Source organism: Mucilaginibacter sp. P25 (genome assembly GCF_050859465.1).
GTDB lineage: Bacteria > Bacteroidota > Bacteroidia > Sphingobacteriales > Sphingobacteriaceae > Mucilaginibacter > Mucilaginibacter gossypii.
In genome coordinates, this window is sequence record NZ_CP193937.1 from 1571209 (window position 1) to 1595953 (window position 24745).

Sequence of the window (24745 nt, forward strand, 5' to 3'; positions counted from 1 at the left end):
TTGATTTTTAGAATGATTTATTACTACCAGAACCGTTGATTCTTATTGATTATGTTGATTTCGCTGATTTGCCTTTCACTTGAAGAATAATTTTTTTGCCTGATTTTTCTCTGATTTTAATAGTTTTATAGCATAACCTTATCAAATGAAAGATCTAATTAATAATACCTATAAACACTCTGAGCTTACCGGTAAAATTATTGGTTGTGCAATGAAAGTTCATTCAATCTTAGGCAACGGTTTTCAGGAAGCTATTTACCAACGAAGTTTGGAGATCGAACTGCACAAACAAGGGTTGCTGTTTTCCCGGGAGCTTGAAATGGTTATCTTTTATGATGAAATAGAGGTAGGCAGAAGGCGAGTTGATTTTTTAGTAGATGAAAAAGTTATGGTAGAACTCAAAGCTGTATCCAAACTTGAAGATATTCATCTCGCTCAAGTATTAAACTATCTCGAAGCTTATAAACTCGAAACCGGACTTCTTATTAATTTCGGATCCAAAAGCTTAGAGTTTAAACGCATTACCAACGAATATAAACTTGCACGACAGCAAAACAAATCATAAAAAGTCACGAGCAATCAAAAAAATCATTAACTAAGAGGTAGACAAATCAGCGAAATCAACGCCATCAAAATAATCTACGGTCCATCCAACTCTGCAACAATATCACCGCCGATATCGTATCCACCAACTCCTTATTCTGCCGGTTCTTTTTATTCATCCCACTCTGAGCGATAGTTGCTGATGCCATTTTTGAGGTAAAACGCTCGTCAACCATTTCAATCGGGGTTTCGGGGAATGTTTTCTTTAACAGGTTCACAAAGCCTTTTACATGAATGGCCGATTGCGAAGGGGTATTATCCATCTGCTTTGGTTCGCCTACGATAAAGCGCTCCACTTGTTCTGTTTGCAGGTATTTTTTTAAAAACTCGATGATATTATTGGGGTGGATATTATCAAGCCCGGTAGCGATGATCTGCAGAGGATCAGTAACCGCAATGCCGATGCGCTTGGTTCCATAATCAAAAGCCATTATTCTCATTTAGATGTGAGATATTAGATGTGAGACCTGAGATTCCATTCGGTAAAGATAACGCAACTAAGATGAAACCAAGCCTACAAAAGATCCTTTCATAAATAAAGCAACCTCGTTTCCTGTGTAAATCCGAAATCCCAATTCCGAAATCCAAAATCAAATTACTATTTTGCACCAAATGCAGTTTAAAGAAATAGTAGGACAGGAAGCAACAAAGCAACGATTGCTTAACACGGTGAGCGAGAACCGGGTAAGCCATGCGCAATTATTTTTAGGCCCCGAAGGATCGGGCAGCCTGGCGCTTGCTGTTGCCTATGCCCAGTACCTATCCTGCGAAGACAAGCAGCCCGGCGACTCATGCGGGGCATGCTCTTCCTGCCGGAAATACCAGAAACTGATGCATCCAGACCTGCATTTTTCTTACCCTTTCTTTGCAAAACATAAAGATGATACAGCGCTTACTTTTATTGAGCAATGGCGCGGCGCTTTAACGGCTAACCCATATTTAAGCCTGGACATATGGCGCGGATACCTGGATGCCGAAAATAAACAGGCCAATATCAATATTGCCGAATGTCACCAGATCATTAAAAAACTAAGCTTTAAGCCTTTTGAATCGGAATATAAGATCCTGATCCTCTGGTTGCCCGAATACCTCGATAAAGAGGGGAATGCTTTGCTTAAAATTATTGAAGAACCGCAGCCTAATACACTGTTTTTATTAGTAGCCCAAAACCAGGATCAAATCCTGAACACCATATTATCCCGTACGCAGCTGGTTAAAATACCCGCTTTGGAGTACGATGAAATTAAAGAACATTTAATAAGTGCGCATCACCAAACCGAAGAAGCCGCTGCCGAAATAGCTTATTTGAGCAATGGCAACATGACCGAAGCTTTGGCCATGCTGCAGCAGGACAACAAAAGCTACCACGAGCTGTTTGTGCAATGGCTACGCTATTGCTTTGGCAATAAAGGTATTGAGGTGATGGCTTTTGTGGAGCAGTTTGCCAAAATGGGGCGCGAAAACCAAAAAAACTTTTTGCGTTACGGTACCAGCTTTATCCGCGAGTGCTGTTTACTCATTGCCGGGGCGGGTAGCCTGGTACATTTACCGGCAAAGGAACTGGATACGGCTCAAAAAATGAGCGGTGTATTGAGTATAGGCAAATCGCAAATGATTATTGATGAGCTGGAAAAAGCACATTATCATGTGGAGCGCAACGCTAATCCCAAAATCTTATTTTTAGATGTATCTTTACAAATTATTAAAATACTAATAAATAAAAATGTCCCTGCGGGGAATCAATATATGCCAAGTTAATTATGGGATGTGGAAGTTGCTCAACAGGTGGCGGATGTTCGCCTGCGGGCTGCAAAAGTAACGGCAGTTGCCTTACTAATGGTTGCAGCAAATTAGATGTTTACGATTGGCTGTCGCATATGGACATGCCGACTAACTATAAGCCTTTTCAGGTTATTGAAGTTAAGTTTAAAGGCTCGCGCAAGGAGTTTTATTTAAACAACGATAATATTTACCTCGAAGCCGGCGAACTGGTGGCTGTTGAAGCAACCACTGGTGGCTATGATATTGGCCATGTTTCGCTTACCGGCGAACTGGTGCGCATGCAAATGGTAAAACGCCATGTAAAGGAAGCCGATGTTGTAAAAAAGATCTACCGTAAAGCTACCGTTGCCGATGTTGACAAATGGAAAGCTGCCAAGGATATGGAATGGGAAACCATGCACAAATCGCGCAAGCTGGCGCTTGACCTTAACCTGAGCATGAAGCTGAGCGATGTGGATTACCAGGGCGATAAAACCAAGGCTACATTTTATTATACGGCCGAAGGCCGCGTTGATTTCAGGGAACTGATCAAGAAAATGGCCGAAACTTTCCGCATCCGTATCGAGATGAGGCAGATTGGCATGAGGCAGGAAGCAAGCCGTTTAGGCGGCATAGGTTCATGCGGCCGCGAGCTTTGCTGCTCAACATGGCTTACCGATTTTAAAACCGTATCTACTTCGGCAGCCCGCTATCAAAACCTTTCATTAAATACGCTGAAACTGGCCGGCCAGTGCGGCAAGCTGAAATGCTGCCTTAACTACGAGCTGGATACTTACATGGATGCCTTAAAATACATCCCTGATAATGTAAACACCCTTAAAACCCAAAAGGGGATGCCCGCCTGCAAAAAACCGACATCTTTAAAAAAATAATGTGGTTTAGCTACCCGGGAGAAGAATCATGGGTGCCACTACCCATAAAAAAGGTTAAAGAGATTCAGCAGCAGAATAAAGATGGTGTGATCCCCGAAGACCTTGGTGAAATTGTTGAAGTTGAAACACCAGCGGCAAAAGCGCTCGATTACGAAAACGTGGTTGGCCAGGATAGTCTTACCCGCCTCGACGAACGGCGCAACAACAATAAAAAGAAGAACAAAAACCGCAATAAAAACCAGAAACCCGGAGGCCAGGCGCAAGCCGAGGGCAAACCGGCCCAGCAGCAGCCTCAGCAGGGATCGGGTAATCCGCAGGAAAAACCGGCACAGCAGCCGCGTCCTGAAGGAAACCGCCAGCCGCAAAACAATAACAGACCCCAGGGTAACAGGCCTCCGCAGCAAAACAGACCCCAGGGAGAGGGCCGGCCTCAAGGCGAAGCCAAACCTCTGAGAGAACCGAGACCACAGGGGGAACCGAGGCCACAAGGCGAAGGAAAACCACAGGGTGAAGGGAGCGGGAATAACAACAGGCGCCGCAGGCCAAACCGCCCAAACCGTAATAATAATAACGACAATAATCAACAGGCAAAACCTGAATGAAACGGGCTTTAAATATCATTTACCCGGCAGCATTATTATTAGTAACCATGTTTGCCGGTTCCTGTACGGATCCGAACAGGATCATTGATACCAACACCGAGATTGCCGATCATAACTGGTCGTACGTTAACCGCGTAAACTTTGATGTTAAAATTGATGATGAAAAAGTTGCCTATAACCAATACCTTAATTTACGGGTTACGGGCAACTATAAGTACTCCAACATTTTTGTATTGGTTAATCAAATCTCGCCCGATAAAAAAACGCATACTACGCGTTTTGAAGTAAAGCTGGCCAATCCCGATGGCGAATGGCTGGGCAAGGGGTCAGGTAACCTTTACAGCTACCAGGTGCTTTTGCGCAAAGATTATCATTTCCCCACAAAAGGCATTTACCGTTTTCAGATAGAACAAAACATGCGTGATAACCCCCTTCATGAAATCAGCGATGTAGGGTTAAGGATAGAGAAAGCCCAATAATTTATACTAAGGGATATTATAGGTAACGGTAACCGAGCCATGCGTCAACACTTCTCTGTCGGTATCCTGTACAACTATTTTATCATTGTCGTAAATTCTGTAAGTTACGGTATTGCTAACGTCTGATGCAACAACCAGGGTTACCTGGTCGTTTTGATTCAATGTAGCAGTATAGTTGTATGATGATCCTTTTGCAACAGCTTTCGCATCAACTATTTTAGGGCTGCTATCCGTTGTTTTATATTCAGATAATGAAACATTAAAGGCATCTGCAGCGCTTACCGTAACTTTTATAGTGTGGGGCTGCGGTGGTTGATCTGTGCTCTTTTTTGAGCAGGACACAAACAACAAGCTTATTAATATCCCATAAATCAATTGCTTCATCATTGTTTTTTATTTGTGAATATCCTTAATTTATACCAGCGAACAAAATCTTAATAATAAAACAGAAACGTATAACTACCCGTTAAGCCTTAAACATCACCCATGAAAAAATTAACCATCCTTACATTTTTAGCTGCTTCAATAGCTTTTGCATCCTGTCATAGCGCCGATAAAAATAACCGCCAAAACGATACCAGCGTGACCCAAAGTAGCGGCGGCCCTGCCGATTCAACAAAAACTTCAACAGCCCGAAACACCGACACTACAACTAATTCAGCAGACACCACTACGCTTGGTGCTGATACCGATTCGGCTGTGCATCCGGTGCATTAATACCGGCTGATCACTATTTCTTTTGTTCATGATTAAACTAAGAATTAGCTGATCAGTCTACCTTCAGGAGTTTGCTTTTTTGTTGCCTTTAACTTTTTTATTAAATGAAATACCTAAACCTATCTTTTCTTATCATCTTTTTTCCCTTAGTGTTATCAGCCCAAACTAATAATACTATAGCAACGCCCCGAATTGATAAACGTGTAGAATTGCTGAGCATTGTTTTCCGTTTAGCGGGTAACGAAGAATACAATACACCTGACAATGTTAAATACGTTGCGGATATTCATAAGCATCTTGATAAATTTATTGACCATCCGCTCATTAAATACGCCCGGGAACTGAGGGACAGCAGCGGCGTTAGCTACGATGCTGTTATGTCAATGGCCGTTCATTTGAATGAACCACCGGCATTAGAACCATTAGTACCTTTTTCAGTCTCTTTACCAGACAAAAGGTGGACCCTGGAAAGCGCTGTAAAATTCACTGCCCTATTAAAGCAATTTTATAAAGACGCCGACTTCGATGGGTTTTTCCATGCCCATTTAGCTGATTATGCTATAGCCGAAAGTCGCTTTAATGCCCTGTTTAAAAAGCTGGATGTATCCTGGTATTATAAATTTTATGGTAAAGCGCCGGCCGAAAATTTCAATATCATCATAGGATTTGGAAATGGCGGAGGAAACTACGGGCCACATGTTTATTTAAACGATCATACCAAAAAAGTATATGCAATTATTGGTTCTGGTACTTTTGATGAGCAAGGCTTACCTACTTATGACGCGGCATCTTATCTGCCTACATTGATCCACGAGTTTAACCACTCTTTTATCAATTATCTTACCGATAATTATGAAAGCCAATTGAGAGATGCGGGTGCGCTTATTTACGAAAAGGAGCGCACAAAAATGCGAAAACAAGCTTATGGCGAGTGGAAAACAATGATGAACGAAGCTTTAGTAAGGGCATCAGTAATCAGTTACCTGAAAACCCATAATACCGATACATTGGTGGCCGAACAAGAGCTTAAGCAGCAGTTGGCCAGAGGTTTTGTTTGGATGCGGCCATTGGTTAATTTACTTGGTAAATATCAATCAAACAGAAAAACTTATCCTACACTTGAAAGCTTTATGCCTGCTATTGTCGTCTTTTACAATAAATTGGCGCCAAATATCAGTTTTTACGATGACGACTATCAGCAACATTGTGCCCGGGTAATAGCAGTAAGGCCTTTCAAAAACGGCGATACTACGATAAGGGCCAACACAACTGAAATTATATTTGATTTTGATAAAAAATTGGATGGCATAAAGTACTTTTTTGGCCCGGGAGCCAGGGGTATAGATCATTATCCTAAGTCGGCAAAATTTACCTTTGCTAATGATAACAAAAGCATTATTATGAAAGTGAGTCTGAAGCCTAATACCGAATACCAGATAAATATTACCGGCGGTATGATGCGGGCAAGCGATGGCTATGCTGTACAAAACTATATCCTGAATTTTAAAACAGAAAATAATCCCATTCCTTAATTCACTTGCCTTTCTTGATTAACTTTATTAGTATTTATAAAATTTTATGTTTTACTTTACTAATATTTTTATCAATAAATGACTGGTATTATATTAGTATTTGTATCCCTGATCATCCTGCTGATTGCAGTTTTTCTATTCCTGAAAAAACCAAAAGCAGTTGAGCTGATCTCGGCCGAAGAGTTGAGCAAACTCCGATATGAGCATGATCAGCTTAAAATTTTATTAGCCAAAGCCGAGGAAAAATCAAACGGTTTAGTTGCTGAAAAAGAAAGCATTACCAACTTTTTAAAGGAGGAAAAGAATCGTCTTATTGACGAGCTTTTATACGAGCGCACCCAGTTGGCACAGGCCAATCAATCCTTAGAAAGTGCCCGGGCCTACTATAAATCGCAGCAGGAGAAACTGCAGGAGCAAAAGGCCGAAATAGAGCAGATCCGCACCCAATTTCAGCGCGAATTTGAAAATGTGGCCGAAAAACTGCTTAAAGAAAAATCGAAGGAATTTACTGATATCAACCGGAGTAATTTGGATGTCATCCTTAACCCGTTAAAGGAAAACCTGAAAGCATTTGAGGATAAAGTTGAGAAAGTTTACAACATGGAAGCCGCTGAACGGAACACCCTGAAAGGGGTGATCACGCAGCTGATGGACCTCAACAAACAGATTAGCGATGAGGCCCAAAATCTTACCAAAGCACTTAAAGGCGATAACAAAAAACAAGGTAACTGGGGCGAGGTAATTTTGGAGCGGGTACTGGAACGCTCAGGCCTCGTCAGAGACCAGGAATACCGCATCCAAGCCGCCATCCAGTCCACCGACGGCACAAGATATCAACCAGATGTGATCATCGACCTACCCGATGAAAAGCACCTGATTATCGACTCCAAAGTATCTCTAATTGCGTACGAAAAGTTGGTTAACGCCGATACCGAGGAAGATCGAAAACTATTTGCCAAAGCCCATGTGGAATCTATCCGCGGGCATGTTGCCGGACTCTCAGCCAAAAAGTATCACGATTTATATAAGATCAATTCGCCCGATTTTGTGCTGCTTTTTGTGCCGATAGAATCCTCCTTCAGTATAGCGGTGCAACTGGATGGCGAGCTCTTTAATTATGCCTGGGACAGGAAAGTGGTAATTGTTAGTCCGTCGACATTGCTAGCTACCCTGCGTACCATTGCCAGTATGTGGAAACAGGAACGCCAAAACCGCAATGTATTGGAAATAGCCCGTTTAAGCGGCGATATGTATGATAAGTTTGTTGGTTTTTTAAGTGATATGGACAGCATTGGCAAAAACATTAACCAAACACAATCGGCTTATAATAACGCCATCAGTAAATTATCGGAGGGTAGGGGCAACCTGACTACTACCGCCGAAAAGATCAAAAAGTTGGGAGCAAAAGCAGATAAGCAGATAGATCAGAAATATATTGGGGATGAGTAATTAAAGCTCGTTAACAACTGCCAGATATGATGCGTTGGCGGATGCATTTGCTTTAAAAGTTATCCCCTCCATTATCATGGACAGATTAAAATTTATATTGCTAACCATGCTACTCATGTAATTTTGTTTGATACTATAAACAAGTTTGCCGCTTCCTTTACCGTTACCACTAATAGTTACCTCTGCTCCGTTTGTAGTAGTCTTCAAATCCATAGCCATCGATTGATCTATATCGAAATTTGCTATATCATTATTAACAGATATGAGTTTATAAACAAGCTTTATATTCATTTGCATATTGGTAAAGCCGGGTACGGGCATTGCCATGGGTATTTCCTGCGTAAAAGTCTCGCCAATTTTCATTGGCTTATCCGGAAATTGTAGTTTGTTACTGATGTTATTGATAATAGCAGTAACAGCTGATTTTATCTTTTCTGTCTGTATTTTTTCCGGATACCGAATCGATATGTATTTTGCCCTCCGGCGACCCCGTTCCATAAAAAATTCGGTCTTTCAAAGGATCCGGGGTTTCAATCTGCTTCCCATTAAAATTCATTACCGACGGCATTCCCCAAAATGTCATCGTAAAAGGAAAAGAATTATCGCTATTTAGTTTTCCTGTAACTAAATCTAAATCATGACCATTATGCCCGGTTATGGTCGCTGGCAATTTCGTATTTTTCTTTATTTCGGCTATACTTGCTTCATCACCTACGGCGTCCATCTCCATTTTAAGATCAGTTACCATTTTCACATGATATTTATGAAGCGACTTATATTTTATCTTAAAAATGGCTGAGTTTTGAGCAAAGCTTTTAGCTATAGTGAATAATAAAACACATGAGATTATGTATTTTTTCATTTTAAAAGATTTAGGTTTGATTTAAAAATAAAGTTTTTATCTATTAGTGTTTTTCCTGTTAAACCACCAATCTGCCTGTTTGGTAAACATCAGCGCCCAACCCCATAGTTCAACAATGATCTCGGCGAGGGTTAAAATGATGAGATAAACCGGCATTTCTATAGCTTTTTTGGAAGCCGAACTATCATGTAAAATTCCGAAACTATACAGCAATGACGATCCCAGGAAAAAACATTCAGCAATATCAAAACCGAAAGGATGATCCGGGCCCATTTCTTTCCTTCGCCGGTAACAAAGATCAAAAAGCCGACAGCGACGAATACAAACAGGATGGCCGAAAAATTGAAACCGTCCAGGTAATTATTCAACGTTTGGATCAGCAAGCCCAGGTAAAGCAATAAAATTCCCTTCACAAAAGCCCCGGGCGGTCTCCCATCGGGATGATTGTTGAGGTAAAATTTATCGAAAATATCCTGCAGCATTATTCGGATTTTTTAAACGCGTTCCAGCCCTGGGCCTTCAATTCATGTACGGTACCGCTTTTAGTGATCAGGTTACAGCCGGCCGATGGTTCGGTGATGTAGCCGATGATGCTGATATCCATTTTAAATTTGATCTTATCATAATCGGCCTGCTTCACGGTAAACAATAATTCATAATCTTCCCCACCGCTGAGCGCGCAAATAGTAGGATCGAGGTTGAACTCACGGGCTGTTTCAAACGTCATCGGGTCGAGCGGGATCTTCTCTTCGTACAGGTTACACCCCTTGTTGCTTTGCTTACAGATATGTAATAACTCTGAAGCCAAACCATCAGATACGTCGATCATCGCGGTTGGTTTTACTTCGATGCTTTTCAGCAATTCCACCACATCCCGGCGGGCTTCGGGTTTTAACTGACGTTCCACGATGTAATCTTTTCCTTCCAGATCCGGCTGAATATTAGGATTTTCCAGGTAGATCAGCTTTTCCCGCTCCAGCAGTTGCAGGCCGGTATAAGCACCTCCCAAATCTCCGGATACACAAATTAGGTCGCCTTCTTCGGCACCGTTACGGTACACAATGTCAGCTTCATCAGCATATCCGATAGAGGTTACGCTGATCACCAGTCCCTGCTTTGACGATGTTGTATCTCCGCCGATCAAATCCACATTATATTTTTCACAGGCGATATAAATCCCCTGGTAAAGCTCCTCAATGGCTTCGAGCGGAAATTTGCTCGACATGCCGATAGACACAGTAACCTGCGACGCTATTCCATTCATCGCATAAATGTCACTCAGGTTTACCTGTATCGCTTTGTAACCCAAATGCTTAAGCGGCGTGTACGCCAAATCAAAATGGATCCCTTCCAACAGCATATCCGTACTCACCAGCACTTTTTTACCAGCGAAATCAAGTACAGCTGCATCGTCGCCGACTCCTTTTTTGAGCTTTCGTTAGTAAGCTTAATATTTTTTGTAAGGTGACCGATAAGGCCAAATTCGCCAAGCTCCTCTAAATTGGTTCTATCCTGATTTTCAAACATATTAGCCCCTCTAAATCTTCCCTAAAAGGGAGACTTTTAAATTTACATTTTTATACATCTTAGGCCGCAACCCGCTTTACACCTTCCGCCGAAGGCGGGAAATTTTTTTACACTTTTTTCTCACATACCAACCAAATCAGTTGACCATCGAAAAACGGACGACAAATATATTGACTCCAGCCTCCCTTCGGCTTTTATACTTTTTAACAACAATGTGGATAACCCAAGTTTTCGGGCCGCTACCTTTATACCTTATATCCGCCTTTGGCGGAAAATTTTTTTACGATTTTCAGCCTTTTTACAAGCAAGAAGGCACTTTTACACCAAAAATACCTTCAATTTAATTCCTCCCGGTTTTCCACAATTCCCCAGTTTATAACTTCCTGATCAAGGCCATCCAACCGATCAAAAAATCGGTGAAATCAACCCGTAATCGGTGTAGTCTCAAAGAACTATAATCCCAGCTGCGCCGAAATCTCAAGCATGCGCTCAATCGGTTTTACTGCTTTTTCAATTATATGCTGTGGTACAGTTACCTCAGGTGTTTCATTTTTCAAACACAGGTATAACTTTTCCAGTGTGTTACGCTTCATGTGCGGGCAATCGTTGCATGCGCAGTTGTTATTTGGCGGTGCCGGAATAAATATTTTATCCGGGTTTTCCTTTTGCATCTGGTGTAAAATGCCCGATTCTGTTGCTACTATAAATTCCTTGTCCTGGTGGCTACCGGCATATTTTAAAATTCCGGTTGTTGAACCAACATAATCGGCCATTTCCAATATAACATCCTCACATTCAGGATGTGCTAACAACTTTGCACCCGGATGGCGTTCTTTCAGTTTGGTGATCTTTTCTCTCGAAAATATCTCATGAACCATACAGGCCCCATTCCACAATACCAGGTCTCGACCGGTTTTTTTGGCTACATACGCGCCAAGGTTTTTATCAGGTCCGAAAATGATCTTCTGATCCTTCGGTAAGCTCTCTACAATCTGCACAGCGTTGCTTGATGTACAAACAATGTCAGTTAAAGCTTTCAATTCGGCCGTACAGTTTACATAAGTGATCACCAGGTGATCGGGATAGTTTTCCTTAAACTTTTTAAACAAGTGTGGCGGACAACTATCTGCTAATGAACAACCTGCCTTCATATCCGGCAGTAAAACCTTCTTGGTTGGCGACAGTATCTTGGCAGTTTCGGCCATGAAATGTACGCCTGCAAAAACAATGATATCGGCATCCGTTTTGGCGGCTTGTTGAGATAATCCCAAACTATCGCCAATGTAATCGGCAATATCCTGGATATCGCCATCCTGGTAATAGTGCGCCAGGATCACCGCATTTTTTTGCTTTTTTAATTTTTCAATTTCCGCGAAAAGATCAAGCGTCGGATCAATTTCTTCATCCACGTATCCTTTCAGATTTATTTCTTCGAAGGTATTCATTTCCACAATTCAATTAATAACAACTAATTTTTAAATTAAAAAGAACTATTGTTTATTAGGGTGTTGGTAATGTGCAAAAGTCGGAGTAATTTTTGTTTTAAAAGTTAGTTTTCACAATTTATTAACACTTATAAACATTTATCCACCAAAAAGCATGCTGATTTTTAGATAGGTATGACAATCAATTTTTATTTGAAAAAGTTTTATGTTAATATTTTCAGGGTTGACAAAATGTTAGCTTTATGACTAAAGTGTCGTAAAAGTCGCTCAAAAAATATTGATATTCGACCTGAGAAAGGGAGTTATACACACTGTAAACTATTTTTCACTTTTTGTTTACATAAACTTAACAGGTTATACAGCTGTTATTAACATTAGTACTACTTTTACACACATTCATCTAAAATATGACCCGAAATGTTGATTTCCTTGTAGTGGGTTCAGGGATAGCCGGATTAAGTTTTGCGCTCAAAGCCGCGAAGCATGGTAAGGTACTGATAGTTACAAAATCTAACGAAGACGAATCCAACACCAAATATGCCCAGGGGGCGTTGCGGTGGTTGTGGATAAAAAAGAAGATTCTTTTGAAAAACACATCCAGGACACCTTAATAAGTGGCGACGGGCTTTGCGACCGCGAAGTTGTTGAAGCCGTTGTTAAGGAGGGTCCCGAGCGGATCAATGAGATTATTGATTACGGAACCAATTTCGACAAGACCAATGAGGGTGTTTATGACCTGGCTAAAGAGGGGGACACTCCGAGTTTCGTGTGTTACATTACAAAGATGTAACCGGCTGGGAGATAGAGCGTTCGCTTTTAGAGGAAATTCATAAAAATCCTAATATTGAGATACTTACGCATTATTTTGCTGTTGATTTAATAACGCAGCACCATTTGGGCGAGTTGGTAGGTAAATCAAGTACTGATATCACCTGTTTCGGGATTTATGCGTTTAATACCGAAACTAAGATTGTAGAGAAGATCTTATCTAAAGTTACGGTAATGGCTGCTGGTGGTGCCGGACATATTTACGCGGTTACCACAAATCCAACAATCGCTACTGGTGATGGTATTGCTATGGTTTATCGTGCTAAAGGTAAAGTACGTAATATGGAGTTCATGCAATTCCATCCAACAGCTTTGTATAATCCCGGCGAATATCCCTCTTTTCTGATATCTGAGGCTGTACGCGGTTTTGGCGGCGTGTTAAAGCGCACTAACGGTGAAGAGTTTATGCAAGAGTATGACGAGCGTAAATCTTTGGCACCCCGTGATATAACGGCAAGGGCTATTGATGCCGAGATCAAAAAATCGGGCGAAGACTTTGTTTATTTAGATGTAAGGCACCGCAGTAAAAAAGATATCCTGAACCATTTTCCTAATATTTATGCAAAATGCCTGGAGATTGGTATCGATATGACCAAGGATATGATTCCCGTTGCGCCGGCTTGTCATTATATGTGCGGCGGTATAATGGTTGATCATGTTGGGCAATCGTCTATATTAAGGTTGTATGCCTGCGGAGAATGTTCGTCAACAGGCCTGCATGGCGCTAATCGTTTGGCTTCAAATTCTTTATTGGAGGCGTTGGTTTTTGCACACAGGATCTACGAAGACGCAATTAAGAATTTCGAAAATAATGTAATCCCCGATAATATCCCGGATTGGGATGAGAAGGGGGTGCAGCTGTCAAACGAAGATATCCTGGTTACCCACAACGTACGCGAAATGCAGAAGCTGATGAATGACTACGTAGGTATCGTTCGTTCGGATTTCAGGCTGGACAGGGCCTTACGCAGGTTGAAATTATTATACGAGGAAACTGAAGATTTCTATAAGAAAACCAAGCTATCGGTTAAACTTTGCGAGCTGCGTAACCTGATCCAGGTATCGTTTATTGTCGTAAAATCGGCTATGTTGCGTAAGGAAAGCAGGGGATTACATTATACTACTGATTATCCAGAGCATGCTGAGCAGGTGCAAGATACGGTGTTTTAGTATAAAATATGTCATTGCGAGCGTAGCGTGGCAATCTCGTAGTAAATGCATATTCAACAAGCATAGCTACGAGATTGCTTCTGTCGTTCCTTCTCGCAATGACATAAAAGAAAGCATTTTTGAAGAGCGAAAAACGGGATTCGAACCCGCGGCCTTCAGTTTGGGAAACTGACGCTCTACCGACTGAGCTATTTTCGCTTATTTTGTATTCAAACATAAATAAAATTATTCAAATCAATAATCCACTAAATCAATAATTCACTAATTAAAGATATGCCTGTAATTCTGCCTGTAAAAGATAAAAACCCGGTTTGGGGTAAGGATTGTTTTATTGCCGAAAACTGTACTATAGTAGGGGATGTGGTTATGGGTGATAATTGTTCGGTGTGGTTTAATGCCGTTATCCGTGGGGATGTACATTATATAAAAATTGGTAATAACACCAATATCCAGGATGGTGCAGTGATCCACGCTACCTATTTAAGAGCGCCAACTAACATTGGTAGCAGTGTTTCTATAGGACATAATGCGCTTGTACACGGCTGTACTTTACATGATCATACATTGGTTGGCATGGGTGCAATTGTGATGGATCACGCGGTTGTAAATGAGTTTGTGATCATTGCTGCAGGTGCTGTTGTATTGGAAAATACGATATGCGAATCAGGCTATTTATATGCCGGCATCCCTGCAAAAAAATAAAGCCCCTTACTGATGAGCAAAGGGCTATGTTGAAGCAGTTGCCTCAAAATTATATCATGTATTCGGGCTGGTTTAAGGAGTAACCCTTTCTTTTGGAATAGTCACCGGCTCCTCCGCTTCCCAGTTTGGCCTCAGGGTGATGAGCTTTTCATTTAGCCAGATATTTTCGGGTTGTCGCTTCAACCTCACGTTCCCGCTATCCCATTTACCGTTTTTATTTTCGTCGTAAATAATCCTCACATAGTATTTAGCGGCCAGAATTCCTTTATATACCAATGAAGTGTTTTTGGTTATAGGGTCGCTTTGAATTAACTTTTTGTCTTCGCTTAACAACTCAACTACATATGCTTTGGCCGTGTCGGGTACAGTTAGTTTTACTGTGAGCTGGCTGTAATTATCCAGTTTATTGATCTGGAATTTTTTGGACAGGCGTTTGTTTTTATCGCCATAAATATCCGTCAATGCGCCTTCATTCAATACCAACTCATATTTACTGCTTTCCCGCCATCTGTATTTTAAATTAAGCAATTTGTAATTGCCCGTATCTTTTTGGATGGTGTAATCGCTTGTAGCTACAGAATCTTCGTTTAAGGTAATTTGCGATTGGTCGAAGTTTTCGATAGGGATGCTTGCCGTGATCATCAAATTGCCGCCGGGTTTTAATTTACTGTCATTACCCATGTTATAGCTTGTTGTTACAACACGTGTAAAGCTTTCATTTTTACGTTTAAGCTGATAGATGGTATCTATAGGCTTGCCCTTGTCAAATATGGCTACACGCAGGGAGTCGAAGTTCATATTACGCAGATAAACAGATGCTGTATCTTTTGTACGTGAAAACGATACCTGTTTTCTATCATCCACATTGGCAGGGTAAATCACTTTAATGGCCGGCTGTGTTAGCCCCTTGTTAAATACCAATAATAGCTTACCATCAGTATCAAAACGTTTTTCGGATACCCTGAATTTTTCAGGATCCTGTTTGAATAAGTTTAACTGGACATTAGAAGTATCCGCCCGAAGATGAATGGGTTTTTTCAGGAAAGCGATCAACTCTTCGTCGCGGTTAAAAATTTTATCCGGACTTGCTTCTTTTAGGGCATAGATGCGATAGTCATCTTCCCTTAAATTATTCAAAGCGAAATTTCCTGATGAATCGGTGAGGGCAAAAATAGACGGCTTCTTTTTTCCGAAGAGAGTGTCCTGCTTCACCGGGAAAATAAATACCAGTACATCTTTCTCTTTTTCCTGGGTGAGCGTATTGGTTACCGTACCGCTGATGCTTAATGAATCGATATGGCTGCCGGTAGAAAAAACATAAGTGAAATTTTTCAGGATGTTACTTTCATTCACATCTTGTATTGACTTTCCAAAGTTGATAACGTAGGTAGTATTTTTTTGAAGGCTGTCTTTAAACTCAATTTTTAGTTTTCTTTTGTTTGATGAATACTCGGGGGCTTCTCCATGGCCGGGCTCATGCTGATCTCCTGGTAAGCGTTAGTAAGTTTGATGAATTCGTCAAATTCCAGGTCGATTTGTTTGGCGACAAAATTCCGGGTTTTATTTCCGGGAATTGCCTTCACCAATTTTGGCGGGGTTTGGTCGCGTGGCCCTCCTTGCGGTGGTTGTTGGGCTGCGCATCCAAAAATGAATAAAACAATAAAAATCAGTATTGAATTTTTGTAAAAAATAGCCGTTTTTGTGTTTAACATAGTTTTTAGGCGATATAAGCGATTTTTATGTTTTTATGAGAAGTACTATTAAAAATTAAAAATAATTGATTTTAAAGGACTTTTTATAATTAATTAATTATCAGATATTTACGTTTTATCTCGATACATGAACCATCAAAACTGAAATATCGGAGGGTGAAACGCCCGAAATTCTTGAAGCCTGGCCCAAAGTGCGTGGTTTTATCCTCATCAATTTTTCGCGTGCTTCTTTGGAGAGCGATACCAACGTGTGATAATCAAAATTTGGATTGATCTCGCGGTCTTCCATTTTTTTCATCCGGTCTACTATCTCCATCTCCTTGATGAAATAACTCTCATATTTGATTTTTATTTCAGCCTGCTCAATAGTTTCTTTATCGTAGGCCGAAAGTAACTCGGCTAAAGGGGCGTCGGCTTTTTTAAGATCATTAAAGGTTACCTGTGGGCGGCTCAGCAAATTGAATAGTTTGGTGCTTTGCGCAAGCGGACTCGTACCCAACTCTTCCATCAGGGTATTAACTGTTGATGGATCGATGGACTTGCTTTTGGTATAAGCCACAATATCATCAGAGTTTTTTATCTTTTGATTTACTTTTTCTAAACGCTCGTCGCTGATCAATCCTAATTCATGACCCATAGGAGAGAGCCTGATATCTGCATTATCCTGGCGCAATAACAGGCGATGTTCTGCCCTTGATGTAAACATGCGGTAAGGTTCTTCGGTACCTTTAGTTACCAGGTCATCTATTAAAACACCGATGTACGATTCTGCTCTTTTCAGGATCAATTCATGTTTATCATTAATTTTTTGGTGAGCGTTGATGCCTGCAATGAAGCCTTGAGACGCCGCTTCTTCGTAACCGGTAGTGCCGTTGATCTGGCCGGCGAAGTAAAGGTTGCTGATCTGTTTAGTTTCTAAGGTTAAACCTAATTGTGTAGGAGGGAAGAAATCGTACTCAATGGCGTAACCCGGCCTGAACATTTTAGCGTTCTCAAAACCCGGAATCTTGGTGAGTGCTTTGTATTGTACATCCTCAGGCAAGGAGGTGGAGAAACCATTTACGTAGATCTCAACAGTATTTAAACCTTCCGGTTCAACAAAAATCTGGTGGCGATCTCGCTCGGCAAACCTGTTAATTTTATCTTCAATTGAAGGGCAATAACGGGGACCTAAACCTTTGATCCGACCGGTAAACATCGGTGATCTTTCAAAGCCTTCTTTCAACGTTTCGTGTACATCGGTATTGGTATAGGTGATCCAGCAGCAGCGCTGTTCTTCTATACAAGGTACATCGGTAAAGGAAAATTTGCCTCTTACTGGGTCGCCCCACTGCTCTTCCATCAAGCTGTAGTTAAGGCTTCGGCCATCCACGCGGGGTGGGGTACCGGTCTTCATTCTACCTGCTTCAAAGCCCAACTCAACCAATTGCTCGGTTAAACCGGTAGCAGCTTTTTCACCTGTACGGCCTCCGCCAAATCTTTTTTCGCCTATATGGATCACGCCATTCAGGAAGGTTCCATTAGTTAATACAACAGCATCCGCTTCAATTTCGATACCGATAGAGGTACGAACACCTGCTACGGTATTGTTTTTTACAAGCAGAGAGGTTACGGTGTCCTGCCAAAAATCAACATTAGGGGTGCGTTCTAATGATAAACGCCACTCTTCGGCAAACCGCATACGGTCGCTTTGAGCACGCGGGCTCCACATTGCGGGGCCTTTTGATTGATTAAGCATCCTGAACTGGATAGATGTTTTATCAGTTATAATGCCCGAATATCCACCCAAAGCATCTATCTCCCGCACTATTTGTCCCTTAGCAACACCACCCATGGCGGGGTTACAACTCATCTGTGCAATGGTACCCATATTCATGGTTATCAGCAAAACTGATGAACCCAAATTAGCAGCGGCAGCGGCAGCTTCACAGCCTGCGTGCCCGGCACCTACTACTATTACATTATATTTCTTAAACATTTTATCCTCCTTGTTCCACTTTTGGTAAGTCTTGAGTCGCAGATTTTAAGTATTATGTTGACTTAATGGTTCTTCAATTCAAGATTTGTTCCACGTGGAACTTTAATTTTATTTTCGCCGATTTTCTCGTTGGCGCTTTTAACTTACTGCTTAGAATTTTAGACTTAGATACAAAATTACCTTAATTAAACAGATGTTCCACGTGGAACTCTGAATAATGATATTAAAGCCACAAACCCCCAAACGCCCTCTAATACCACGAAAGGGTAGAAGTTTACTATGTATGATGCATAGCAACAGGTGCCTGCGCCAATAAGGTTTAAAAGGCTGTAAAGCTTGCTTTCGGTAGGTAGTTTCTTAGTTAAATTTAACAGAAACGCTATTAAAAGTATAATTACACCTATTGATGCTATAATATCCGATGCTTTCATTATCCTTCGTTTAGCTCCGTTAATTCCATCCAACGGGCGCTTTTATCGTCCAGTTGTTTATTTAAAATATCTATTTGCTTTAATAAATCATCAAGCTTTTTAGGATCGATGCCTGAAGCGTTTAATTGTTCGTTTTTGTCTTTGATTGTTGCTTCAATAGTGTTGATTTCGCCTTCAATACTCTCCAGTTCCTTTGTTTCTTTAAAGCTCAGTTTACTTTTTTAGCTACGGGAGTTTGAGTTTGTGCAACAGGAGCGGGTTTTTTTGCTTGTTGTTTTGCTTCTTCCAGTTCAAGCCTGTATGACGAATAATTACCATTAAAGATGCGTACATGGCCCTTTTCTTCCATAATGAAAAGCTGGTCGGTTAGCTTATCTAACAAATACCTGTCGTGCGATACCATCATCAATACACCTCCGTAGTTGGTTAAAAATTCTTCCAATACGTTTAAGGTATCGATATCCAGGTCATTGGTAGGCTCATCCAGTATGAGGAAGTTAGGGTTCTTCATCAGGATGCTCATCAATTGCAGGCGTTTCTTTTCACCGCCGCTTAGTTTGGATATAAAACCATACTGCTTGGCAGGAGGGAAGAGGAACAACGTAAGTAATGCGGAAGCCGAAATAGTTTTACCGTCGGCCATGGTAATAAATTCTGCTACGTTTTTTACAATATCAATTACACGCTCATCTTCCTTAAAAGTAATCCCTGCCTGGTGGAAATAGCCTATTACTGTGGTTTCTCCTTTAACTACAGTTCCTTTATCTGGTTGTAAGGCACCGGTAATGATATTTAACAGGGTAGATTTACCGCTGCCATTTTTCCCGGCCAAACCAATTCTGTCGCCTTTTTTAAATATATAACTGAAATTATTGATATAAGTGTTACCGTTGAATGATTTATACAGGTGATCCATTTCCATGATCTTATTACCCTGGCGCGCTGTTTTAACGCTCAGCTCGACTTTGTCACGGATTCCGCCCTTCTTTGTTTTTTCTTCCAGGTCGTAATAAGCATCAATACGTGCTTTAGACTTAGTACCACGTGCCTGGGGCTGGCGGCGCATCCATTCCAGCTCCTTCCTCAAAAGGTTGGAGTTTCTTTGAAATGCTGCTTCGTCTGCCGCTTCACGCTCGGCTTTCTTTTCAAGATAATAGCCGTAGCTGCCATTGTACGGTTGAATTTTGCCCCTATCAATCTCTAATATCTCATTACATACGTTATCCAGGAAATACCTGTCGTGCGTAACCATCAATATGGTTTTGTTGCCTTCGGTCAGTAATTTCTCCAGCCATTCTATCGTATCAATATCCAGGTGGTTGGTAGGCTCATCCAGTATATAAACCTCTGGGTCTTCAATAAGCAGCTTGGCTAAAGCTAAGCGTTTCTTTTGCCCGCCCGATAGGGTAGTGATATGCTGATTGAGATGATGTATATCTAACCTGCCTAAAATAGTTTTGATCTTGTACTCATACTCCCAGGCATCAACCTCGCTCATCTCTTCCATTACCTTTTCAATGGCTTTGGTATTTTCCGGATCGTTCTCCATCAGTTCCTCATACCTGCGGATGAGCTGCTGCTGTACATCATCAGCATGAAATATATAATCGCTGATAGTAACCGCGTTTTTAAAGTTTGGGTCCTGCTCCAGGTAACCCATATTAAGGTCACGGGCTTGCACTACTTTACCTTCGGTAGGCTTTATAGTGCCTCCTAATATTTTTAGAAGGGTAGATTTGCCGGCACCATTAACGCCTACAAGCGCAACCTTACGGCCACGGTTAATACCTATGGTTACATTTTTAAATAACCAGTTGTCATGAAATTGATGGCCAAGGTTCTCGGCAGAAAGATAAGTACTCACGATAGTTGTTTTATTTTATCCGACTCGTATATAAATACACCAGTCGTTTGTTTTTTTGATTGTAGATACATGGCCATGGCAACGGTTGAGGCATCAATGCTGTGGTATTTTTTCCAGCTTCCAAAAAGCAATGGATTTATAACTTTCATTAAGCCGTTTAAAAACTTTTCCATTGGTCGGCTTTCCTGCCTGTCGCCGGCTAAAAAAGATGGCCTGTAAATATGAATAGCGGGGATACCCGTAGCTGTGATATCAGCTTCAGTTTCTCCTTTAGTTTTCGTATAAAAATTAGCACCATTTATATCGGCTCCAATGGAGGATACCAAATGATATTGTTCAAGCCCGTTTTGCTTAGCCAATTGTGCCAGTAATAACGGATAATCATGATCTATCTTACGATAGACAGCTAAATCAGGAGTTTTCTTTTAGTTGATCCTAAACAGCAGAACAAAGCATGGCCGTTCAGCTCGTTTTTATAGGTTTCGGGCTGTTCAAAGTCGATAACAAGCTGTTTTAATTTATGATGCTGTAGTGGTAGTTTTTTCTTACCAGGATCAATACTTCATCATAATAGGCTTGTTCCAATAAAATTTGCAGGAGATGACTGCCAATAAGTCCGCTTGAGCCTGCAATAACAGCTTTTTTTGCCATTACTTATTGATTTTTTGCAAAATTACGCATAATTAAATTGTGGAATAAATATTGTGTGTTTAAACATATAATTATATAGTGACATGAAAACAATATTTTATCCAGAATCAGAACGGGGACATAACGATATAGGCTGGTTAAAGGCCAATTTTTCCTTCAGTTTTGCATCTTATTATAATCCCGAAAAAATGAATTTCGGAGCGCTGCGCGTTTTGAATGATGATATTATTGCTGCGGGCCGCGGTTTTGGAAGCCATCCGCATGATAATATGGAAATTATCACTATTCCTTTAAAAGGAGGGTTACAGCATAAAGATAGTATGGGTAATACCGGGGTAGTGAATGCGGGAGAGGTGCAGGTAATGTCAGCCGGTACCGGTGTATATCATTCAGAGTATAATGCATCGCATAAAGAAGCGGCAAATACGCTGCAGATCTGGCTTTTTCCTAAAGAAAGAAATATCCAGCCCCGTTACGATCAGATGAGTTTTAAAGACCGTTTTAAATTGAATGAGCTCACTACGCTGATCTCGCCGCATAAAAGTGAAGACACCCTTTGGATAAACCAGGATGCCACATTTTCGATGGGCGAGTTTGAGGCAGGGCAAACAATAAATTATGATATTAAAACAAAAGGCAATGGCGCTTACGTTTTTGTGTTGGATGGGGCGGCTAAAATAAACAGCCAGGTTTTAAACAAAAAAGATGCGCTGGGCGTTTATGATACAAGTTCACTTACAATTATAACCGAAGAGCCCTCCCGTTTCCTGGTCATTGATGTACCGATGTCATAATCAGTATTTAGCCTGAATCCATGAAGTGAATATTATTGAAAGTTCAAAAACAATTGAGCGTTGCTTTGTTGTTGTTTACTATAATTTAAGATTCACTGATGGAAGCACAGCAGGAACTAAGCGGATGGAGGAAATGGCTGGAAGGCATGGGCGACTATGTATTGTTCTTCACACGCTTTTTCCGCAATATATTTACCGGCGGCTTTGAATGGTCGGAATTTGTAAGGCAATGCTACGAAATAGGCTACCGGTCTATGATGCTGGTGGGTATCACCTCCTTTATTATGGGTCTGGTGCTTATTTTGCAGCTCAGACCGTCGCTGGTAGATCTTGGCGCCGAAAGCATGTTGCCTAAAACATTGTCGGTAGCCCTTGTACGCGAAATTGGGCCTGTTATTACGGCTATTATCTGTGCCGGCAAAATAGCATCGAGTATTGGGGCCGAGCTGGGCAGTATGAAAGTTACCGAACAGATTGATGCCATGGAAGTATCGGGCGCAAACCCCGTCCAATATCTGGTAGTAACGCGCATACTGGCAACCAGCTTTATGATTCCACTATTAACCGTTATAGGCGACGCCATTGGGCTTTTTGGTGGTTTCCTGGCGCTTAACTTCACCGATAGCATTAGTTTTTCCCTCTATTTCAATAAATGTATAGCCTCGCTCGATTTTTCGGATCTGCTGCCTGCAGTTGCCAAAACGGTGCTTTTTGGGTTTGCGGTTGGTTTTGTGGGATGTTATAAAGGTTATCACTCTGATAAAGGCACTGAAAGTGTAGGCATAGCTGCAAACTCGGCCGTGGTAACTGCTTCGTTGTGGATTTTTATTATTGATGCTATAGCCGTTCAGATCACCAGTTTGTTATTTTATAAATGAGATGAAAGAAACAAACCAACATAATGAAGCCGAAAAGGAACTATCCCCTCAAAAAAAGAAGTGGTGATCCGCGCTAAGGGGATCAAAAAATCCTTTGGCAAAAAGCAGGTGCTTAAGGATATCAGTTTTGACTTAAAAAAGGGTGAAAATATCGTTGTACTGGGGAAATCAGGACAGGGAAAATCGGTTACTATTCAGTGCGTTGTGGGTATGTTACAGCCCGATGGCGGCAGCCTGGAAGTATTTGGTGAAGATATTACCACGATGGACGATGATGAGCTTAAACAGCTTAGGATAAAGATAGGCTTCCTTTTTCAGGGCGGTGCCTTGTATGATTCCATGACGGTTAGGGATAACCTGGAGTTTCCGCTTACCAGGGTGTTGAAGCTAAAAGACCAGAAAGAAATTAATAAAAAGGTTGAAGGTGTATTGGACGCTGTTGGTTTGTTAGATGCGATAGATAAAATGCCGTCCGATTTATCAGGAGGGATGCGGAAAAGGGTAGGCCTTGCCCGTACCCTGATTGTTAACCCCGAAATTATGTTGTACGATGAGCCTACTACGGGGCTTGACCCCATTACATCACGCGAGATCAGTGAACTGATTAACCGGCTGCAACGGAAATATGAAATTTCATCTGTCATTATTACCCACGATATGGAATGCGCCCGCATTACGGCCGACCGGATCCTGGTAATGGATGATGGTAAATATATAGCCGAGGGCTCGTACAAAGAGCTCGAAAAATCAGACAACGAAATGGTCAGATCATTTTTTAACGTATCAGCATGAAAACCACATCATCTCAAAAAATAAAAATAGGCCTGTTCACCTTTTTAGGATTGGCAGTGCTGTTGGTAGCTATTTTTTTAATAGGTAACCAAAAAAGCCTGTTCAATTCTACCTTTCATGTTTATGGCCGGTTTAAAAACGTAAGTGGCCTGCAGGTGGGTAATAATGTACGCTTTGCGGGTATTAATGTGGGAGTGGTACAATCTATTAATATAGTAACCGATAGCTCGGTACGGGTTGACCTTACACTGAATAAAAGCGTTAAAAAGTTTATAAAAAAAGATTCGAAGCTGAGCATAGGCAGTGATGGTTTGATGGGGGATAAGCTGGTAGTAATAGCACCCGGTGGTATTGTTAGCCACGAGGAGATTGAAGACGGCGGCCGTTTAAGTTCGATAAATCCGGTTGACGTAGACAAGATCATTAATAAACTTACCCGCGTGGCCGATAATGCCGAATCGTTAACCGAAAATTTAACCGGCATAGTCGCCAAGATTAATAATGGACAGGGTAGTATTGGCCGTTTGTTGAACAGCGATAAAATGGCGCGTGACCTGGAAGGCACTGTTAAACAGGCCCGTACTACTATCAAAACAGTCCATACTACAACCAACACGCTTAATGAGGACCTTACCGCAGCTCAGCATAACTTTTTGTTGAGAGGTTTCTTTAACAAGAAGAAGAAACGCGAACAGCAAAGACAAGACAGTATTAAGAAAGCGCAGGAACAGATTAAAGAAGATAAAGAAAAGGCAGCCAAAGAAGCCCAAAAGCAAAAGGAGAAAGCAGCTAAGGATGCTGCTGATAAGCAGAAGGATAATAATTAAGTTATTGATAATAAGGTAATTAAATTAAAATTGTCATCGAGATAGCGTGATGCGGATGTCATTTGTTTAGTTCATCCGCCGCCACCACCTATGCCATTTAGATGATAAATACCATCCTTACCAAAAGCAAAATAAATATTTAATTTATGCCCGTAATTGCACCAATGTGCCACGTGGAACCTTTTCGGCGGTCTATAGCCGCGCCGGCGATATAAACCGGGGGAGGTAGTTGTATGTAACATTTAATT

General features: G+C 41.3%; 26 protein-coding genes, 1 tRNA gene and 4 pseudogenes. 16 read left to right on the top strand and 15 right to left on the bottom strand.

All coding sequences use genetic code 11. From position 1 onward, the window contains the following. Window positions 1-145: 145 nt before the first annotated feature. Entirely contained in the window at window positions 146-565 is a 420-nt protein-coding gene (locus ACRQ5D_RS08240; protein ID WP_091174798.1) for a GxxExxY protein, read from the top strand. Between the two features lie 64 nt (window positions 566-629). Here ACRQ5D_RS08240 and ruvX read toward each other — a convergent pair whose 3' ends face one another. Beyond that, window positions 630-1043 (bottom strand): Holliday junction resolvase RuvX, encoded by a 414-nt coding sequence (ruvX, locus tag ACRQ5D_RS08245; protein WP_091174800.1) that lies wholly within the window; start codon window positions 1041-1043, stop codon window positions 630-632. 172 nt (window positions 1044-1215) lie between these two features. Here ruvX and ACRQ5D_RS08250 point away from each other — a divergent pair, with 172 nt between their 5' ends. The 4 genes from ACRQ5D_RS08250 to ACRQ5D_RS08265 are packed head-to-tail and all read left to right on the top strand — an operon-like array spanning window position 1216 to window position 4338. Beyond that, window positions 1216-2361, top strand: a complete 1146-nt coding sequence (locus ACRQ5D_RS08250; RefSeq protein WP_091174803.1) for an ATP-binding protein — start codon at window positions 1216-1218, stop codon at window positions 2359-2361. A 2-nt stretch (window positions 2362-2363) separates the two neighbouring features. Further along, on the top strand, window positions 2364-3257 hold the full coding sequence (locus ACRQ5D_RS08255; RefSeq protein WP_431199388.1) for a PSP1 domain-containing protein: 894 nt from the start codon (window positions 2364-2366) through the stop codon (window positions 3255-3257). Next, the gene (locus ACRQ5D_RS08260) at window positions 3257-3859 is read left to right on the top strand and encodes a hypothetical protein (RefSeq protein ID WP_431199389.1); all 603 of its coding nucleotides are present in this window, start codon (window positions 3257-3259) and stop codon (window positions 3857-3859) included. The genes ACRQ5D_RS08255 and ACRQ5D_RS08260 overlap by 1 nt, the downstream gene beginning before the upstream one ends. Beyond that, a complete protein-coding gene (locus ACRQ5D_RS08265; protein ID WP_091174808.1) occupies window positions 3856-4338 on the top strand; it encodes a gliding motility lipoprotein GldH in 483 nt (160 codons plus the stop codon). Before ACRQ5D_RS08260 ends, ACRQ5D_RS08265 begins: the two co-directional genes overlap by 4 nt. A gap of 6 nt (window positions 4339-4344) precedes the next feature. Here the strand turns inward: ACRQ5D_RS08265 and ACRQ5D_RS08270 are convergent, their stop codons facing one another. Next, window positions 4345-4725, bottom strand: a complete 381-nt coding sequence (locus ACRQ5D_RS08270; protein ID WP_129571772.1) for a hypothetical protein — start codon at window positions 4723-4725, stop codon at window positions 4345-4347. Between the two features lie 99 nt (window positions 4726-4824). On the opposite strand from ACRQ5D_RS08270, the gene ACRQ5D_RS08275 reads away from it, so the two are divergent. The 3 genes from ACRQ5D_RS08275 to rmuC all read left to right on the top strand — a co-directional run bounded on the left by ACRQ5D_RS08275 (window position 4825) and on the right by rmuC (window position 8036). Further along, window positions 4825-5055, top strand: coding sequence for a hypothetical protein (locus ACRQ5D_RS08275; RefSeq protein WP_091174812.1), 231 nt, complete (start codon window positions 4825-4827; stop codon window positions 5053-5055). A gap of 104 nt (window positions 5056-5159) precedes the next feature. Next, window positions 5160-6587: a DUF4932 domain-containing protein gene (locus tag ACRQ5D_RS08280; protein WP_091174814.1), complete on the top strand. Its 1428-nt coding sequence runs from the start codon at window positions 5160-5162 to the stop codon at window positions 6585-6587. A 78-nt stretch (window positions 6588-6665) separates the two neighbouring features. Then, complete coding sequence (rmuC, locus tag ACRQ5D_RS08285) at window positions 6666-8036, top strand: DNA recombination protein RmuC (RefSeq protein WP_091174816.1); 1371 nt, start codon at window positions 6666-6668, stop codon at window positions 8034-8036. Here the strand turns inward: rmuC and ACRQ5D_RS08290 are convergent, their stop codons facing one another. Continuing rightward, window positions 8037-8534: a DUF6263 family protein gene (locus ACRQ5D_RS08290; RefSeq protein WP_432328645.1), complete on the bottom strand. Its 498-nt coding sequence runs from the start codon at window positions 8532-8534 to the stop codon at window positions 8037-8039. Further along, complete coding sequence (locus ACRQ5D_RS08295) at window positions 8434-8898, bottom strand: hypothetical protein (RefSeq protein WP_432328646.1); 465 nt, start codon at window positions 8896-8898, stop codon at window positions 8434-8436. The genes ACRQ5D_RS08290 and ACRQ5D_RS08295 overlap by 101 nt, the downstream gene beginning before the upstream one ends. A gap of 212 nt (window positions 8899-9110) precedes the next feature. On the opposite strand from ACRQ5D_RS08295, the gene ACRQ5D_RS08300 reads away from it, so the two are divergent. After that, window positions 9111-9299 carry a hypothetical protein gene (locus ACRQ5D_RS08300; RefSeq protein WP_432328647.1) on the top strand — a complete coding sequence of 63 codons (189 nt, stop codon included), beginning with the start codon at window positions 9111-9113 and terminating at the stop codon, window positions 9297-9299. An 80-nt stretch (window positions 9300-9379) separates the two neighbouring features. Here ACRQ5D_RS08300 and thiL read toward each other — a convergent pair. Both thiL and nadA read right to left on the bottom strand, forming a co-directional pair. Then, window positions 9380-10425 (bottom strand): annotated as a pseudogene (gene thiL, locus ACRQ5D_RS08305) (thiamine-phosphate kinase). 452 nt (window positions 10426-10877) lie between these two features. Then, window positions 10878-11870 (bottom strand): quinolinate synthase NadA, encoded by a 993-nt coding sequence (nadA, locus tag ACRQ5D_RS08310; protein WP_090532733.1) that lies wholly within the window; start codon window positions 11868-11870, stop codon window positions 10878-10880. A gap of 407 nt (window positions 11871-12277) precedes the next feature. Between nadA and ACRQ5D_RS08315 the strand changes: the two are divergent. Together ACRQ5D_RS08315 and ACRQ5D_RS08320 are read left to right on the top strand one after the other, a co-directional pair. Further along, a pseudogene (locus ACRQ5D_RS08315) lies at window positions 12278-13388 on the top strand (L-aspartate oxidase); the annotation flags it as partial. 222 nt (window positions 13389-13610) lie between these two features. Beyond that, a complete protein-coding gene (locus ACRQ5D_RS08320; RefSeq protein WP_432329730.1) occupies window positions 13611-13868 on the top strand; it encodes a hypothetical protein in 258 nt (85 codons plus the stop codon). A gap of 125 nt (window positions 13869-13993) precedes the next feature. On the opposite strand, the gene ACRQ5D_RS08325 is transcribed toward ACRQ5D_RS08320, so the two are convergent. Next, window positions 13994-14066: transfer RNA gene (locus ACRQ5D_RS08325), tRNA-Gly, on the bottom strand. A gap of 75 nt (window positions 14067-14141) precedes the next feature. On the opposite strand from ACRQ5D_RS08325, the pseudogene ACRQ5D_RS08330 reads away from it, so the two are divergent. Beyond that, window positions 14142-14653 (top strand): annotated as a pseudogene (locus tag ACRQ5D_RS08330) (gamma carbonic anhydrase family protein). Here the strand turns inward: ACRQ5D_RS08330 and ACRQ5D_RS08335 are convergent. The 8 genes and pseudogenes from ACRQ5D_RS08335 to ACRQ5D_RS08370 form a co-directional block, all read right to left on the bottom strand. Next, complete coding sequence (locus tag ACRQ5D_RS08335) at window positions 14643-15923, bottom strand: Ig-like domain-containing protein (protein WP_432329975.1); 1281 nt, start codon at window positions 15921-15923, stop codon at window positions 14643-14645. The pseudogene ACRQ5D_RS08330 and the gene ACRQ5D_RS08335 overlap by 11 nt on opposite strands. Window positions 15924-15935: 12 nt before the next feature. Further along, window positions 15936-16282, bottom strand: a pseudogene (locus ACRQ5D_RS08340) (Ig-like domain-containing protein); the annotation flags it as partial. Between the two features lie 115 nt (window positions 16283-16397). Continuing rightward, window positions 16398-18260 carry a tRNA uridine-5-carboxymethylaminomethyl(34) synthesis enzyme MnmG gene (mnmG, locus tag ACRQ5D_RS08345; RefSeq protein ID WP_091174830.1) on the bottom strand — a complete coding sequence of 621 codons (1863 nt, stop codon included), beginning with the start codon at window positions 18258-18260 and terminating at the stop codon, window positions 16398-16400. Between the two features lie 185 nt (window positions 18261-18445). After that, on the bottom strand, window positions 18446-18691 hold the full coding sequence (locus ACRQ5D_RS08350; protein WP_208057695.1) for a CBU_0592 family membrane protein: 246 nt from the start codon (window positions 18689-18691) through the stop codon (window positions 18446-18448). After that, window positions 18691-18903: an ABC transporter C-terminal domain-containing protein gene (locus tag ACRQ5D_RS08355; protein ID WP_431200972.1), complete on the bottom strand. Its 213-nt coding sequence runs from the start codon at window positions 18901-18903 to the stop codon at window positions 18691-18693. The genes ACRQ5D_RS08350 and ACRQ5D_RS08355 overlap by 1 nt, the downstream gene beginning before the upstream one ends. Beyond that, the gene (locus ACRQ5D_RS08360; RefSeq protein ID WP_431199392.1) at window positions 18900-20555 is read right to left on the bottom strand and encodes an ABC-F family ATP-binding cassette domain-containing protein; all 1656 of its coding nucleotides are present in this window, start codon (window positions 20553-20555) and stop codon (window positions 18900-18902) included. Before ACRQ5D_RS08360 ends, ACRQ5D_RS08355 begins: the two co-directional genes overlap by 4 nt. Beyond that, complete coding sequence (locus ACRQ5D_RS08365; protein WP_432328648.1) at window positions 20552-20914, bottom strand: hypothetical protein; 363 nt, start codon at window positions 20912-20914, stop codon at window positions 20552-20554. Before ACRQ5D_RS08365 ends, ACRQ5D_RS08360 begins: the two co-directional genes overlap by 4 nt. A 154-nt stretch (window positions 20915-21068) precedes the next feature. Continuing rightward, window positions 21069-21206 carry a hypothetical protein gene (locus tag ACRQ5D_RS08370; RefSeq protein ID WP_431199394.1) on the bottom strand — a complete coding sequence of 46 codons (138 nt, stop codon included), beginning with the start codon at window positions 21204-21206 and terminating at the stop codon, window positions 21069-21071. Between the two features lie 83 nt (window positions 21207-21289). Between ACRQ5D_RS08370 and ACRQ5D_RS08375 the strand changes: the two genes are divergently transcribed. The 4 genes from ACRQ5D_RS08375 to ACRQ5D_RS08390 all read left to right on the top strand — a co-directional run bounded on the left by ACRQ5D_RS08375 (window position 21290) and on the right by ACRQ5D_RS08390 (window position 24497). Continuing rightward, on the top strand, window positions 21290-22000 hold the full coding sequence (locus tag ACRQ5D_RS08375; RefSeq protein WP_091174836.1) for a pirin family protein: 711 nt from the start codon (window positions 21290-21292) through the stop codon (window positions 21998-22000). A 98-nt stretch (window positions 22001-22098) separates the two neighbouring features. Continuing rightward, a complete protein-coding gene (locus tag ACRQ5D_RS08380; RefSeq protein WP_091174839.1) occupies window positions 22099-22878 on the top strand; it encodes an MlaE family ABC transporter permease in 780 nt (259 codons plus the stop codon). Between the two features lie 60 nt (window positions 22879-22938). Next, a complete protein-coding gene (locus ACRQ5D_RS08385; protein WP_432328649.1) occupies window positions 22939-23670 on the top strand; it encodes an ABC transporter ATP-binding protein in 732 nt (243 codons plus the stop codon). Further along, window positions 23667-24497, top strand: a complete 831-nt coding sequence (locus tag ACRQ5D_RS08390) for an MlaD family protein (protein WP_091174844.1) — start codon at window positions 23667-23669, stop codon at window positions 24495-24497. The genes ACRQ5D_RS08385 and ACRQ5D_RS08390 overlap by 4 nt, the downstream gene beginning before the upstream one ends. Window positions 24498-24745 lie beyond the last annotated feature (248 nt).